General features: G+C 63.4%; 16 protein-coding genes. 6 read left to right on the top strand and 10 right to left on the bottom strand.

Annotated elements, in window-relative coordinates:
• The first annotated feature begins 15 nt into the window (after positions 1–15).
• Both AB0362_RS04150 and AB0362_RS04155 read left to right on the top strand, forming a co-directional pair.
• Complete coding sequence (locus tag AB0362_RS04150; protein ID WP_335742142.1) at positions 16–210, top strand: ferredoxin; 195 nt, start codon at positions 16–18, stop codon at positions 208–210.
• 150 nt (positions 211–360) lie between these two features.
• The gene (locus tag AB0362_RS04155) at positions 361–1,224 is read left to right on the top strand and encodes a mycofactocin-coupled SDR family oxidoreductase (RefSeq protein WP_335742141.1); all 864 of its coding nucleotides are present in this window, start codon (positions 361–363) and stop codon (positions 1,222–1,224) included.
• A 108-nt stretch (positions 1,225–1,332) separates the two neighbouring features.
• Here the strand turns inward: AB0362_RS04155 and AB0362_RS04160 are convergent, their stop codons facing one another.
• On the bottom strand, positions 1,333–2,790 hold the full coding sequence (locus tag AB0362_RS04160; RefSeq protein WP_366234890.1) for an aldehyde dehydrogenase family protein: 1,458 nt from the start codon (positions 2,788–2,790) through the stop codon (positions 1,333–1,335).
• Positions 2,791–3,106: 316 nt separating this feature from the next.
• Positions 3,107–4,141 (bottom strand): TIGR03617 family F420-dependent LLM class oxidoreductase, encoded by a 1,035-nt coding sequence (locus AB0362_RS04165; protein WP_335742139.1) that lies wholly within the window; start codon positions 4,139–4,141, stop codon positions 3,107–3,109.
• A 146-nt stretch (positions 4,142–4,287) separates the two neighbouring features.
• Here AB0362_RS04165 and AB0362_RS04170 point away from each other — a divergent pair, with 146 nt between their 5' ends.
• Both AB0362_RS04170 and AB0362_RS04175 read left to right on the top strand, forming a co-directional pair.
• Positions 4,288–4,992 carry an FCD domain-containing protein gene (locus tag AB0362_RS04170; RefSeq protein ID WP_366234891.1) on the top strand — a complete coding sequence of 235 codons (705 nt, stop codon included), beginning with the start codon at positions 4,288–4,290 and terminating at the stop codon, positions 4,990–4,992.
• On the top strand, positions 4,989–5,771 hold the full coding sequence (locus AB0362_RS04175) for an enoyl-CoA hydratase (protein ID WP_335742137.1): 783 nt from the start codon (positions 4,989–4,991) through the stop codon (positions 5,769–5,771). The genes AB0362_RS04170 and AB0362_RS04175 overlap by 4 nt, the downstream gene beginning before the upstream one ends.
• Positions 5,772–5,778: 7 nt before the next feature.
• On the opposite strand, the gene AB0362_RS04180 is transcribed toward AB0362_RS04175, so the two are convergent.
• Positions 5,779–6,075: a hypothetical protein gene (locus AB0362_RS04180; protein ID WP_366234892.1), complete on the bottom strand. Its 297-nt coding sequence runs from the start codon at positions 6,073–6,075 to the stop codon at positions 5,779–5,781.
• A 35-nt stretch (positions 6,076–6,110) separates the two neighbouring features.
• Between AB0362_RS04180 and AB0362_RS04185 the strand changes: the two genes are divergently transcribed.
• The gene (locus AB0362_RS04185; protein WP_366234893.1) at positions 6,111–6,449 is read left to right on the top strand and encodes a hypothetical protein; all 339 of its coding nucleotides are present in this window, start codon (positions 6,111–6,113) and stop codon (positions 6,447–6,449) included.
• Between the two features lie 130 nt (positions 6,450–6,579).
• On the opposite strand, the gene AB0362_RS04190 is transcribed toward AB0362_RS04185, so the two are convergent.
• The 7 genes from AB0362_RS04190 to AB0362_RS04220 all read right to left on the bottom strand — a co-directional run bounded on the left by AB0362_RS04190 (position 6,580) and on the right by AB0362_RS04220 (position 12,940).
• Positions 6,580–7,779, bottom strand: a complete 1,200-nt coding sequence (locus AB0362_RS04190; RefSeq protein ID WP_366234894.1) for a CoA transferase — start codon at positions 7,777–7,779, stop codon at positions 6,580–6,582.
• 157 nt (positions 7,780–7,936) lie between these two features.
• Positions 7,937–8,524 carry a nuclear transport factor 2 family protein gene (locus AB0362_RS04195; protein WP_335742134.1) on the bottom strand — a complete coding sequence of 196 codons (588 nt, stop codon included), beginning with the start codon at positions 8,522–8,524 and terminating at the stop codon, positions 7,937–7,939.
• On the bottom strand, positions 8,521–9,375 hold the full coding sequence (locus AB0362_RS04200) for an alpha/beta hydrolase (protein ID WP_366234895.1): 855 nt from the start codon (positions 9,373–9,375) through the stop codon (positions 8,521–8,523). The genes AB0362_RS04195 and AB0362_RS04200 overlap by 4 nt, the downstream gene beginning before the upstream one ends.
• 10 nt (positions 9,376–9,385) lie before the next feature.
• On the bottom strand, positions 9,386–10,309 hold the full coding sequence (locus AB0362_RS04205; protein WP_335742132.1) for an SDR family NAD(P)-dependent oxidoreductase: 924 nt from the start codon (positions 10,307–10,309) through the stop codon (positions 9,386–9,388).
• Between the two features lie 42 nt (positions 10,310–10,351).
• Positions 10,352–10,780, bottom strand: a complete 429-nt coding sequence (locus tag AB0362_RS04210) for a Zn-ribbon domain-containing OB-fold protein (RefSeq protein ID WP_335742131.1) — start codon at positions 10,778–10,780, stop codon at positions 10,352–10,354.
• A 6-nt stretch (positions 10,781–10,786) separates the two neighbouring features.
• Positions 10,787–11,611: an enoyl-CoA hydratase-related protein gene (locus AB0362_RS04215; RefSeq protein ID WP_335742130.1), complete on the bottom strand. Its 825-nt coding sequence runs from the start codon at positions 11,609–11,611 to the stop codon at positions 10,787–10,789.
• A 75-nt stretch (positions 11,612–11,686) separates the two neighbouring features.
• Positions 11,687–12,940 carry a cytochrome P450 gene (locus AB0362_RS04220; RefSeq protein WP_335742129.1) on the bottom strand — a complete coding sequence of 418 codons (1,254 nt, stop codon included), beginning with the start codon at positions 12,938–12,940 and terminating at the stop codon, positions 11,687–11,689.
• A 190-nt stretch (positions 12,941–13,130) separates the two neighbouring features.
• Between AB0362_RS04220 and AB0362_RS04225 the strand changes: the two genes are divergently transcribed.
• Positions 13,131–13,739, top strand: a complete 609-nt coding sequence (locus AB0362_RS04225) for a cysteine hydrolase (protein WP_335742128.1) — start codon at positions 13,131–13,133, stop codon at positions 13,737–13,739.
• Positions 13,740–13,759: the final 20 nt, after the last annotated feature.

Below are 13,759 nucleotides of genomic sequence, written 5' to 3' on the forward strand. Positions count from 1 at the left end.
CGGAGGGCTATCTCAATGCGAGTACACATCGAACTGGACCAGTGCGAGGGACACGGCCTGTGCGCGGCTACAGCACCGGATCTGTACGACCTCGACGACGACGGATTCGCGGCGAAGGCCGACCTGGACGTTCCCGACAACCTGATCTCGGACGCCGAATCCGGCGCGTCCGCCTGCCCGATGAGTGCCATCCGACTTCTGGGCCGATGATCAACTCCGCCATCGTATTTGCGGTAGTGCAGCAGTATCGGGATTCCTGAATATTCGCCCCGCACATGGTCTAGCGTCGGATGCGGGCACGATGCGATGTGGCGCACCACCACCGTCGGCCCACATCCCCCGGCGCGAACAGGAGTTCTCATGGCAGGACGTCTCGAAGGAAAAGTAGCATTCATCACCGGTGCCGCCCGTGGACAGGGTCGAAGCCACGCGGTACGTCTCGCGCAGGAGGGCGCAGACATCATCGCCGTCGACATCTGCGAACAGATCGAGTCCAACCCGTATCCGCTTGCGACACGGGAAGATCTGGACGAGACCAAACGTCTCGTCGAGAGCCTCGATCGACGCATCGTGACGGCGAAGGCCGATGTCCGCGAACGCAGTCAGCTGCGCGACGCGCTCGGTGCCGGAGTCGCAGAGCTCGGCCGTCTCGACATCGTGCTCGCGAACGCCGGCATTCTCCCGATGGCTATGGGCGATCCCGATCCGATGGACTTCGTCGACGCAACCGATGTCGATCTCCTCGGCGTCATGAACGCTGTGGCGGTTGCACTTCCGCACCTGCCGGACCACAGCTCCATCGTGGTCACCGGTTCCACCGCGGCAATGCTCCCCGGCACCACGGACAACCCCGCAATGGGCCCGGGCAGTGCAGGGTACGGCTGGGCGAAGAAAACGTTGATGAGCTACGTAGAGCAGATGGCATTGCATTTGGCACCCAGGTACATTCGCGTCAACTGTGTCCATCCCACCAACGTCAACACCCATCTTCTGCACAACGACGGCCTGTACAGCATGTTCCGTCCCGATCTCGAGAACCCGACTCGGGAAGACGTGGAGCCTGCCTTCACCACCTTCCAAGCGATGCCGATCCCGTACGTCGAGCCGGTGGACATCTCCAACCTCATGCTCTTTCTGGCCTCGGATGAATCGCGCTACATCACCGGGCAGCAGATCCGCGTCGATGCTGGGTCCCTGTTGAAGTTCCCCCAGGGACCCAGCTGATCCAATTCGCTGCACCGATATGGACGCCCCTTCCTGAAATCCGAGCCCCGACATATGGGGTCGAATTTCAGGAAGGGGCGTCCATGCACGTGGTGAGCGGGCCGACGATCAGCTCACCGGAAAGCTGAAGGTCTTCGTCTCGAGGAAGTCTTCGAGACCCTCCACTCCCCATTCACGGCCGAGTCCGCTCTGCTTGTACCCACCGAACGGTGACTCCGGATCGAACCACTGCGCGCCGTTGAGCGCGATCGTTCCGGTCCGCAATCGCAACGCAATTCGCTTGGCGCGTTCGGTGCTCGCGCTGTACACCGAACCACTGAGACCGAACTCGGAATCGTTCGCGATACGAACTGCGTCGTCGTCGTCCTCGAACCCGATGAGACACACGACCGGACCGAAGATCTCCTCGCGCGCGATCCGACTGTCGGCCGGAACGTGCGAGAACAGAGTCGGAGCGACGAAGTAGCCCTTTGTGTATTGCTCCGGCCGAGTTCCACCGACCACCAGGCGAGCTTCGGACTTGCCCACCTCGATGTAGTTCAGCACCTTCTCGAACTGAGACCGATTGATCAAGGGCCCCATCATATTCGACATGTCCGTCGGATCGCCCCAGGGCAGACCGGCGAGGATCTGCTCGGCTATCGCCGCGGCCTCGTCCATCAGATGGTGTGGGACCAGCAGCCGGGTAGCCAGTGCACACCCCTGACCGGCGTGCATGCAGACCGCACCGGCTGCCATCGCCACGCTCGAAGCCAGATCGGCGTCGTCGAGAATGATCGCCGCCGACTTGCCACCGAGTTCCAACGACACTCGCTTGATGGTCTCCGACGCGTTGCGCATGACCAACCGTCCCGTTGCGGTCGAACCGGTGAAGGTAATCTGGTCGACGTCACGGTGGGTGGTCAAGACCTCCGCGACCCGGTTGTCCGACGTCGTGACGATATTGAGAACACCGGCCGGAATGTCGGTGTCGGCGGCAGCTGCAGCCAATACCGTCCCGGACCAGGGTGTGTCGGGTGCGGGCTTCAAAATCACCGTGCACCCGGCAGCAAGCGCTCCACCGATCTTGGTCAGGTTCAGCTGGAACGGGAAGTTCCACGGCGTGATCGCCGCGACGACTCCTGCAGCTTCCTTGCGCACGGTGCGAATCGACTCTCCGCCCATGATCTGCTTGGGCGGCAGCGTCCGCTCGAACTCGTACGTGGACAACAACTCCGGCCAGTAGCCCAGTGATTCGACGGGACCGTCGAGGCCCATCGGGAACGACAGCGCCATAGGCATGCCGCTCTCCGCTGTGAGGATCGGACGAATCTCGTCGGCGACCTTGCGCAGGTTGTTCTGCAGTTGAGTCAGGCAACGGCGCCGGAGTTCGACGTTCGTGGACCAGTCCGAGTTGTCGAAGGCCCGACGCGCGGCGGCAATGGCGCGCTCGACATCCTCCGACTGGGCGTCCGGTGCCGTTCCCACCACCTCTTCGGTTGCCGGATTCACGACGTCGTAGGTCTGTCCACTGCCTGCACCGACGAGATCTCCGTCGATGAGCATGTGCTGATCAGTGATGTTCATGTGTTGCTCCTGTGGTGTGCCGTCGGTCGCGGCCCGAAATCAGTTGTCGACGCCGGACGGCCGGCGTCGAATCGGCGGTCCCGGCTGGATCCGGTGATGCTTCATCGACTGCAATCCTTCAGTGCGGCAATGACGACAGCGATCGGTGACACAAACGTTAGATGACGTCTCGCATTGCCGGGCAAGAAACTGGGATTCAGTCCGAAATCCCTGAGCCGCGTGGCAAGCAACCCCTCGAATACTGCACTTGGTGAATTAGATGCGTAGAACCTGCTGTTGTACGAAGGCGAGCCCGCAGCGCACTCGTTACCACCGCTCACATGACACAAGGTTCAGATAGCGCTGTCAGTACAGGCCTCCACGCCTCCAGGTCGTCCATCGTCTGGGCCGAGACGCCAATCCGATCCGACAGTGGACCCCAACGTCGGTCCAGCTCGGCTGCCGCCTCGTCCAGGGTCCCGACCACGGCGAACTCGGCCACCATGTCGTCACCGATCAATTCGGACATCGCGTCCCACCGACGGACCTTGGCCAATTCGTACAGTTTCTCGTGGACGCCGCCCCAGCCGTGCACGTCGAGCACGCCCTTGTACGACGGCGTGGAACCGTAGAACGCGATCTGGCCCCGCACGTGCTCACGTGCGCGCGCGATCTCATCGCCTGTCGTACCGGTCGCCAACATCGGCGTCACGCAGATCTCCAGATCGGCGCGGGTGCGTCCGGACAGAGCCAGCCCCTCGTCGATGTTCGGCAGAATCACCTCGGTCAGGTACTTCTCGGTGACGAACGAGTGGACCTGGAAACCATCGGCGACCTCGCCCGCGACCTTCGACATGCCACCGCCCACTCCTGCGACGAGTACCGGAGGGCGGCCGAACGGATTGGGCCCAGGATCGAACATCGGCGTCATCAGTGTGTGCGAATAGAATTCGCCCTCGAAGCTCAGCTGCGACCCGTTCTCCCATGAATCCCAGATCGCGTGCAGTGCTTGTACGTATTCGCGCATACGCGCCGCGGGACGAGACCACGGCATCGCGAAGCGGCGGGTGATGTGTGCGCGGACCTGACTGCCCAGCCCCAGCCGGAGGCGTCCCGCAGCAAGCGCCTGCACGTCGTTGGCCGCCGTCGCGGTCACCATCGGGCTGCGCGCGAAGGCGACGAGAATGCTCGTCGTGAGCGCAATGTCGTTCGTCGCCTGTGATGCTGCTGCGAGCAGGACCAGCGGATCGTGGTTGGTCTCACCGAGGCATACCGCGTCGAACCCGACCGATTCGGCTTGCCCCGCGATGCTCGCAACGGTCCCCGTTCCCGGATCTACGAGAACGTCGAACATCGAGCTGTCTCGCGTCATGACTCAACTCCTATTGTTTGCACTGATTCGAGCCGCAACCGGCGCGGCAGGACGCCTTCCCACCGTCGAGTAGATCAGATAGCGTCTATTCCGTGCACGGAATAGACCCAGTTGCCATGAACACAGCTGCACGAAGGAGAAGATCGATGCCCGACACACCATCACGAGCCGCAGCAGTCGCGCGAGCGATCGAGGACGACATCGTCGCCTCGGGCTGGCGCGTCGGCGAATCCATCGGATCGGAGTCCGAGCTCATGGAACGGTTCGGTGTAGGACGCGCGTCGATCCGGGAAGCGTGTCGGATTCTCGACAGTCGTCACGTCGCCACGCCGCGACGTGGACCGGGCGGCGGACTCGTGGTGACGGCACCGGATCGATCCGCAGTACTCGATCACGCGTCGCTCTACCTCGAATACACCGGTTTCGCGCCGGGTGACGTGTATTCGGTGATGGAGACACTCGAGGTGTCCGCCGCACACGAGCTCACGGCCACGATCGATTCCGCCGGTATCGATCGACTGCGTCAGGTACTTTCCGAAGAAGCAGCCGCAGAAGATTTCCGAGAACGCGCAGTCACCGTGCACACCGAGATCGCGCGTCTGGCAGGCAACTCGGTTCTCGAATTGTTCGTCCACATAGGAAACAACCTCGCGCGTCTGCACGGTGTCGCTCCCACCGAATCGGAGCGAGCATGGATGCACGAGCGCAACATCGAACTCGTCGACGCCATCGTCGCCGGAGACGCAATCGCTGCAGCCCGCGCGGTGCGCAGACGCGTTCGAGCCATGACCAAACGCGAGGCCCTCTCGGCCGACCGTAACCCCACGTCGAAGGTAGATGACCGATCATGACGGAATCCGAGAACGCACTGGTGCTGGTCGAGCAGCGCGGACGCACCCGCTTGTTGACGCTGAACCGACCGCGAGTGCGCAACGCACTCTCCATCGCGCTCAGCGACACCCTCGTTCGCGAGCTTCGATCAGCGGACGCCGATCCCGACACCGCGGTCGTTCTGCTCACCGGTGCCGGCGGCGCATTCTGCTCGGGTGTGGACCTGAAAGACCTGGCGGAGAACGGCTTCGACGGCGAGCGGTCGTCGGACGGAAACTGCATCACGGCGCTCGCCGCCGTGGTAACGCCGGTGATCGGTCTGATCTCGGGCCCGGCGGTGACCGGCGGATTCGAACTGGCACTGGCGTGCGACTTTCTGCTCGCCACCCCCGACGCCCGCTTCGCCGACACACACAGCCGAGTGGGAATCGTCCCGGGCGGTGGTCTGACCGGTCGACTGTCCGCGGCCGTCGGCGTCCGTCGTGCCCGGCAGATGAGCTCCACGGGTTCATATCTCGATGCACCCACGGCCCTCGCCTGGGGCATCGTCAACGAGGTGGTCCCCGCGGACAACCTCGTCGACCGAGGGTGGGCCGTCGCCGACGCCATGCTCGCCGCCGACCCCCGCACGCTCGCGGCGGTCTGGGCTCTCTACGACGCGGCGTCCGATGACGCCATCGCCACCGCGATCGACCGCGAGGCGGCGGTCAATCGCGCGTGGAGTGTGTCGGCGGACGGCGTGGCCGACAGGACGGCACAGGTGTTCGACCACGGACGCTCTCAAACATCCAGTCGCTGAATCTCTCTCAGGGGCGAAGAGGTGGGAAGTAGGATTCCGCTCCCTGAGCACGAACGTCGTCGAGCCAACCCGATCCGTACGCATCGACCGTGCGGACGGAGTCGGGTGCTTCGAGATTCCACGCCTGTCGCTTGTAGGTCCAGTTGTTCGGCTGCAGCGAGTGGGCGGACTTCCAGTGCTCCACGGGGGCGGCGTGATCTCCACCACGGTGCAGGTACTCCCCCATCTCGAAATTCGCAGCAGCGAGAGATGAGTCGATGGATCGGGGTTGGGACCGCTCGACCGCCTCGTCTGCATCGAGCACGTATCGGATGCTCGAGCCGCATCGCATCCACGCTGATGCGGAAGGTGTTGCGCAGCAACAAGGAAGGCCTCACTCCAGAGGTTCTCGAACGCCTCGGGATGACGCGCGCCATGGCCGACGCCGCGGAGCCGGAGCTCTACCTGCAGATGGTTCTCGACTGGGCCGAACACGGATCGCAGAGCAGATACGTCCTGTCGCCGGAGGACGTCGTGGCACGGTCCGCACCCCGCTCTGTCGATGAGTCAACGGCCGCAGCGCACTGCGAGCTCGGCCAGCACCTTCAACTCGGCGGTGACCACACCGACGCCGTCGAACACTGGCGCCAGGCACACCGACTTCAGCCGCTGAACTGGACGTACAAGCGTTGGGCGTAGCGGTTCGAGTACGGCGAGGACGGCGACGCGTCGTTGTACAAGGGCAGCATGGAGAAGGATCTCCGCGAGGTCGGCCCTGCGAACTATTTCCCCAAACTTTGCCCCTGACGCTGCCACCGGCCCCGTCACCTCACTCGACAACCACCTCGGACTCGACCAGAGATTCGATGTCCGATGCGCTGTAACCGATCTCCGCAAGAATCTCGCGCGTATGCTGCCCCTTTTCGGGCGCTGCGCGGCGAATCGACGCTATCTCGTCGTCGAACTGGACGGGTGCCGCAGACAACTTAAGATCCGGATGGTCGGGGTGCTTCATCAGGTAACCGTTGGCCGCCACTGCCGTATCGGTCTGCACGTCGACCGGCGTGGAATAGAACGAGAATATGCACTGGTGATCGCCCAGTCGTTCGGTGAGCGTGGCGCTGTCCAGCCCGGCAATCACCGCCCCGATCTGTGCCGCGACGGATTCCCGGTTCGCCCGTCGCGCAGCCTGATCGGGGTACTTCTCGACCAGCGCATCGAGACCCAGCGCCTTCAACGCAGGCTCCCAGTAGCGCGCTTCGTCGATCATCATCAGCGCCACCCAACGTTCGTCGGCCGATCGGTACTGCCGGATCAGCGGAGCCATGTCCGACAGAGGTGCCTTGGGTAATTGTTCCCCGGTCAACGACGCGTAAGCCATATCGGGGCCCAGGTTCCACGCGGCGGACCCGAGCAACGAGGTGTCCACCACGATGCCCTCCCCAGTTCGCGACACGTGCACGAGAGCCGCACAGATACCGCCGGCCAGGAACATTCCGCTCGGAATGTCGCCGATCGCAGGGCGCTGCTGAGCGGGCCGGACCGCTCCGTCGTCGGTCAGGACATGAGCCATACCGCCACGCGCCCAATAGGATACGGCGTCGTAGCCGCCCGCCTCGGACTCCGGTCCGCGCTGTCCCTGTCCATGCCCCTTGGCTACGACGAGGCGAGGATTCAATGCCAGCAGATCCGACGGCTCGGTGTGCAGTTTGCGTTGCACTCGCGGCAATTGATTGGTGATGGCGACGTCGGCCCACTTCACCAGTTTCTCGAAAACACCGCGCCCCTCGGCTCGACCTATGTCGAGCGCAATTCCCCGCTTGTTTCGATTGACGAGTTCGAAGAGAAAATCGTAACCGTCCTTGGACGGGACCATTCCGCTCGGAATGATCGCGCGCATCGCGTCGCCCTCCACCCGCTCGATCTTGACGACGTCGGCACCGAAGTCGGCCAACGCAGCCGCGGCGGCGGGTACGAAGCCGTGTTCGGAGAAGTCGAGAACCTTGATGCCCGTCAGCGGCAGTGTCATGTATGTACGCTCCTGATCTGTAATCGAAGTCGAACGAGATGGACCGATCGCGATCGTGCGCATGTCGTTGCGATTCTCCGCAGATAAGGAAATGCGGGGAAGGGTCAGGCGCGCGTTCCGACACGGCGGTGCATACGGACGACGAGCGTCTTCGCTATCAGTGCGTGCGCTCGCCGAAGTCGATGTCGGCGAGTCCTCGAAACGCACTGAAGTTCGGGCGGTCCAGCCACGACGGCCGAGCCGCATGATCGTCCGCCGGGCGGGCCCAGTCCGGTGAGTCGCCCCAGTCCTGGCGGCTCAATCGTTCGGCAGTGGTCTGTGGGAACCTGGCCAGCGCGGCATCGTATTCGCGCGCGAAGCGCTTCATCTCGGCCATCAGCCAAAGGTCTTCCTCCGAGCGCCACTTGCCGTTCCCGGCGTAGCGAATGTTCTGCCACGACGAGAAATCGATCGACGGCGCGCCAGGCTCGGGATTGTCTGCGCGGTTGATCACCTCGTACACCACACGATCACCATCGATGGCGTACCAGACCAGCGGGTTGTACACGTGCGGGGCCGCACCCATGGTGCCCTCGATGAAACGCCGAATCTCGCTGGGGCCGGTGAACTTTCCGTAGAAGTGGTCGTGGTAGACGGCATCGTCGGTGAACAGATTTGCCCAGGCCTCCCAATTCTCGAGCACCTGACCCACCCGAAAGTAGTGGCGGAAAGCCGTCTCCACCTCGTCGCGCGTGAAGTCACTCACTGCGGCAACACCGTCCTCTTCTCACATGTCGATCCGATGGCTGCCGATTCTTCGATCAGCGCCGCACATCGCTCGGCGTGGTCGAGAACCAGATGATGGTAGCCGCCCGGGATCTGCACGAAGGTGCTCGTCTCCGGCGGAAGTACTCGCTCTGCATCCGCAACTGCAGCGGTGGTGACAACCGAACTGAGCTCGCCATACACGTACGTCAGCGGCACCGTCAGCGCTCTCGCAGAATCGAGGACGAAGTCGTAATCGAAGGTCACGCGTCCCACTCGGTCGAACTTCCACGCCCAGCCGCCCTCGACCGCCTTCAGCGAATTCGCCGCGATGGGCGTTGTCAGCTCGGGTGCGACCGGAGGTTGCGGCGGCATCAGTCGGAACCGCGAAATCGCCTCGGCTACGGTCGAGTACGGTACCGATCGACCCTGCGGCCGTTCGGGAAGCTGCGGCCGCGGCTCGGCGAGTCCGGCGATGAGCGTGTCGAACAACACCACCGACCTCACGCGCGAGCTGTGCTGCGCAGCAACACCGATGGCGACGGCCCCGCCGAGACTGTGCGCGGCGAGAACGACGTCCGTCGATCCGAGGTCGTCGAGCACGCCGACCACGTCCGCCGCCCACTGCTGCACGGAGTACGCGTCGCGGTGGCCGCTGTCTCCGTGCCCGCCGAGGTCGACGAGCACCAACCGGTACCGGTCCCCCAGCAACGGCACGATCTGCTGCCACCACTGGGAATTCGCCAGATGACCGTGAATCAGCACGATGTCGTGCGCGCCGTGGTCGTGCGCGCCGTGTCCGGTGACGCGATAGCGGATCGGCACGCCGTCGACGTCGACCGAGAAGTCCACGCCCGGAGCCCTATCCGCCCATACGCAGGCCGGCGGCACGGGTGCCGAACACGTCCGTTGCGAATACCCCGCCGAGCTTGTTGGCGTCCCAGCGCTTTCCACCGTTGGAGACCACTGCCACGGGCGACCACGCCTTGAGCAGTTGAATGTTCTCGCCGAGCGCCTTGATGACCTGCCCACTGACGTGGCCGGCCTCCGGGCTCGCGAGCCACGCAACCACGGGCGAGCCGAGTGACGGATCCTTGGGGTCGAACTCGTCTTCGCCACGTTCGTCGGGCTCGATGGCCGGGGCACTGCCTGCCATCGTCGCGGACATACGAGTACGTCCGCCAGGGCTGATGGCGTTCACCGTTGCGCCGATCGAGGCCAGTTCGAGACTCGACGTCTGTGTCAGCCCCACGATGGCGGCTTTGGCAGCGCTGTAGTTCGTCTGACCGAAGTGACCGAGTAGCCCCGCGCCCGACGTGGTATTGATGATGCGCCCGTACACCTTTCCCCCGGACGCCTTCGACTCGTCACGCCACTTACGAGCCACAGCCCGTGTGGTGAGCCAACTTCCTCGCACGTGTACACGCATGACCAGGTCGAAATCGTCAGCACTCATGTTCCAGATCGCACGGTCGCGAACGATACCGGCGTTGTTCACCACGATGTCGAGACGCCCGAGTTCGGCGTACGCACGCTCGACCAGAGCGTCGACCTGCGCCTCGTCACCGACGTCGGAGAAATCCGAGATCGCTTTTCCGCCACGGGATTCGATGATGGCCACGACGTCGTCGGCAACCTTGCCCGTGCCCTCTCCGTCCAGCGAGGTACCGAGATCGTTGACTATGACCGTCGCTCCGTGCTTCGCGAGCTCAAGCGCATGTCCACGTCCGATGCCGTGCCCGGATCCGGTGACGAGTGCAACCTTGCCGTCGAGCAGTCCGCTCATGTGTGTGTTTCTCCTTGTGTCGTTCTCTGGAAGTGAATGCGATCAGGACGCGACGGGACGGAACACCGTTGCGTCGATGTCGTCGGTGATCGGCCGGAAGAAGACCTCGACGGCCATGCCGACCTCGAGATCCTCAGGTGCGGCACCCTCGATGTTGGTCATCACGCGCGGTCCCTCGTCGAGCTCGACCATGGCCGCGATGTACGGCAACCGGCTCTTGAACGGGTGAAGATCATTGACGTAGACCGTCGAATACGTATACAGCGTTCCACGTCCGCTGGCCGCGACGGCCACGACGTTCTCGCTCCAGCAGAACGGGCAGAACGGCCGCGGGTAGTGGTGCACCCGCGAGCAGTCGTTGCACGACGCGATCAGCAGTGTCCCGGCCTTCGCGGCGTCCCAGTACGGACGGCTCGCATTCTCGACCGTGGGCAGATCGGCGCGCGGCTTCTCGGTTGCATTGTCAGCCATCGTCGTTCACCAGCCCACGTATTCGGCGGGGCGCTTCTGAACGAAGGCGGTAACGCCCTCCTTCGAGTCCTGCGCGTAGGACTGGATCTCCTGCGCCATCGCTTCGGCGACGAACGACGCGGTGCGATCGGAGTCGGGTGAATCGTTGAACAAGCGCTTCGTCAACGCGATCGCGCTCGTCGGAGCCACTGCCAACCGGTCGGCGAAGTCGGCCACGGCAGCATCGAGATCGGCGGTGGGAACGACCCTGTTCACCAAACCGAGGGTCAATGCCTCTGCAGCGGTCAACTTCTCACCGAAGAAGACCATCTCCTTGGCTTTCTGCATTCCGATCCTGCGCGGCAGGAGGTAGGCACCCCCACCGTCGACGACCAGTCCACGCTTGACGAACGACTCGGCGAAGTACGCGGCATCCGTAGCAATCACGAGGTCCGACGCGTACGCGAGGTGCGCTCCGATCCCGGCCGCAGCGCCCTGCACCACGGTGATCACGGGCTTTCCACAATCGAGCACGGCCGCAACGAGTTTCTGGGCTCCGGTCATGATCGTGCGCATCGGTCCGGTCACCCGCTTTACGTTCTTGGCATGGCCGTCGGCGAGCTTGACGACGTCCGCACCCGCGCAGAAGTTACGTCCGTTCGCACGAAGAACGACAACGCGAACATTCGGGTCGGAATCGGCGTCGAGAAAGAGTGCAATCAAGGCATTGCGATCGTCGGGGCGGATCGCGTTCGCGGCGTCGGGCCTGTTCAACGTAATTGTCAGGATTCCGCCTGAGAGTTCCGACACGACCGCGGTGTCGACGTCGTGATTCACAATCGTTTCCGTCATGCCCTGCTCCCTGCCGAGCCACTTACGGGGCTCCATTGATCCGTCTGATCTGACAACAGCGTCACACTCACGAGGTCAGCCGACACTGTACGTCGCCCGTAGATGTTTGATGCCGTTGAGGAAATTCGATCGGAGCACGGCGGGCTCTCCCACTGCGCGAATGTCGGGGTACCGGGTGAACAGTTCGCGGAACGCGACGTCCAGCTCCAGTCGCGCGAGGTGCGCGCCGAGGCAGAAGTGCGGACCCGGTGCTCCGAAAGCGAGATGCGGGTTGGGGTCCCGGGTGATGTCGAAGTTGTACGGATTCTCGAACACCTCCTCGTCGCGATTGGCCGAGGTGTACCACAGCACCACCTTGTCACCCTTGACGAATTCTTTGTCGCCGAGGCGAACTCCGTCCCGGGTGACGGTCCGACGCATGTGTACCACCGGGCTCGCCCAACGCAACATCTCCTCGATGGCGCCCGTCGCGTAGTTCTCGTAGTCCGACATCCACGTGTCGCGCTGATCAGGATTGCGACTGAGCACCAACAGCCCGTGTGTGATGACGTTCCGCGTGGTCTCGTTGCCTGCCCCGACGAGCAGGATGAAGAATTTCGCCATTTCGGCGGGAGTCAGGTTGTCGCCCTCGGTCGCCGCCACCAATCTGGTGATCAGGTCGTCCTTGGGGTCCGCGATGCGCTCTTCGGAGAGAGTGCGCAGCAGCGTGATCAAACCTTCACTGGCCGCGGTGACGGCCTTGCCGATTCCGGCGGCCGTCTGGTCCTCGATGTACTCCGCGTCCGAGGCACCGAGAATGGTGTTGGTCGCTTCGAGGATGAACTTCTCGTGTTCGCGCGGGATACCGAGCATGTTGTCGATGATCCGCAACGGCAGGAGCGCTGCGAAGTCGCTGACGAAATCGCACTCACCCGAGGCGGGCATCTCGTCGAGGATCTCGCGGACTGTTGCTTCGACCTCGTCACGCAGACCTTCGAGCGACCGCGTGGTGAATCCGCGCGAGACGATCTTGCGCATGCGTGCATGCTCGGGATTGTCCATGTCGATGATCGATCCGCGGTACTCGCGCAGCTTCTGCGGCTGATCGAAGATCTGAGTGCCCTCACCCGAGGAGAAGTCCTCCGGACGGCGACTCACTTCGAGGATGTCGGCGTGCCGCGTCAGCGCATAGAAGCCCTTGGCTCGACCGGTTCCGGCGGCGCCGACGGGGACGAAGACCTGGGGGTGGTTCCTTCGCAGGTCCGCGAACACCTCGTCGCGTTCGGCCGGGTTGTTCTGCCACCAGTTCAAATCGACGAGTGGCGTCGAGACCTCTTCGGTATCGATCATTGAAACCGCCTAAGAATGTGATCCGGGTAACCCACCTTTGCGATTCTGGCAGTTGTGTCACTATTTGGCAAGCGCCTTGAACAGGCGATGGATGTCTACGCAATCCGATGCGCAATCACACAACTGGCTCTATCGTCACCTGGAGGACCCACACGTCCGCACCCTCCACTCCAGCAAAGGCCTCCACTACGTGAGCGATGACCCGTACCCGTCCCCCGCACTGATCATCAGCGAATGCCAGCGTGGAATTCTCGAACCCGAGCGATCCGTGTCACCCGGCCTGGCAGCGATGGCAGCCGCGAGGAACGTGGTGGGAAGAACTGCCACACTGGCAACCGAGTTTCGCGCTCGCGGCCTGCCGGTGGTGCACTGCATCATCGAACACCGCGCCGACTTCAAGGGCATGCGGCCCAACTCCTATCTCGGCGCGATGTCGCTCAAACACCGATCCATGACCGTGGGCTCCGAAGACGTCGAGATCCCAGCAGACCTCGGACCCGAACAGAGCGACATCGTGAGCTCACGCGCCACCGGCTTGACCGCCTTCTACGGCACCGACTTGGACGTCATGCTGCGATTGGAGAACGTCGCCACGCTCGTTCTAGCCGGCGTTTCGAGCAATATCGCACTGCCCGGACTTGCGCTCGAGGCGGTCAATCGCGGCTACTCCGTCGTGCTCGCCGAGGACTGCACCGCAGGCTCGTCTCCCGAGACCCACGAATTCATGGTGTCGAACATGCTGACCCTTCTCGCACGAATCACCCCGGCAGTCGATGTCATATCTCGACTACCGGGGTGAAGAGGAACTCGGGTGGATCA

Source organism: Rhodococcus sp. NPDC079359 (assembly GCF_040702585.1).
GTDB lineage: Bacteria > Actinomycetota > Actinomycetes > Mycobacteriales > Mycobacteriaceae > Rhodococcoides.

Coding starts and splice junctions, on each gene's coding strand:
- AB0362_RS04150 (WP_335742142.1), top strand. CDS start 16: ATGCGAGTACACATCGAACTGGACCAGTGCGAGGGACACGGCCTGTGC.
- AB0362_RS04155 (WP_335742141.1), top strand. CDS start 361: ATGGCAGGACGTCTCGAAGGAAAAGTAGCATTCATCACCGGTGCCGCC.
- AB0362_RS04160 (WP_366234890.1), bottom strand. CDS start 2,790: ATGAACATCACTGATCAGCACATGCTCATCGACGGAGATCTCGTCGGT.
- AB0362_RS04165 (WP_335742139.1), bottom strand. CDS start 4,141: ATGACGCGAGACAGCTCGATGTTCGACGTTCTCGTAGATCCGGGAACG.
- AB0362_RS04170 (WP_366234891.1), top strand. CDS start 4,288: ATGCCCGACACACCATCACGAGCCGCAGCAGTCGCGCGAGCGATCGAG.
- AB0362_RS04175 (WP_335742137.1), top strand. CDS start 4,989: ATGACGGAATCCGAGAACGCACTGGTGCTGGTCGAGCAGCGCGGACGC.
- AB0362_RS04185 (WP_366234893.1), top strand. CDS start 6,111: ATGCGGAAGGTGTTGCGCAGCAACAAGGAAGGCCTCACTCCAGAGGTT.
- AB0362_RS04190 (WP_366234894.1), bottom strand. CDS start 7,779: ATGACACTGCCGCTGACGGGCATCAAGGTTCTCGACTTCTCCGAACAC.
- AB0362_RS04205 (WP_335742132.1), bottom strand. CDS start 10,309: ATGAGCGGACTGCTCGACGGCAAGGTTGCACTCGTCACCGGATCCGGG.
- AB0362_RS04210 (WP_335742131.1), bottom strand. CDS start 10,780: ATGGCTGACAATGCAACCGAGAAGCCGCGCGCCGATCTGCCCACGGTC.
- AB0362_RS04215 (WP_335742130.1), bottom strand. CDS start 11,611: ATGACGGAAACGATTGTGAATCACGACGTCGACACCGCGGTCGTGTCG.
- AB0362_RS04220 (WP_335742129.1), bottom strand. CDS start 12,940: ATGATCGATACCGAAGAGGTCTCGACGCCACTCGTCGATTTGAACTGG.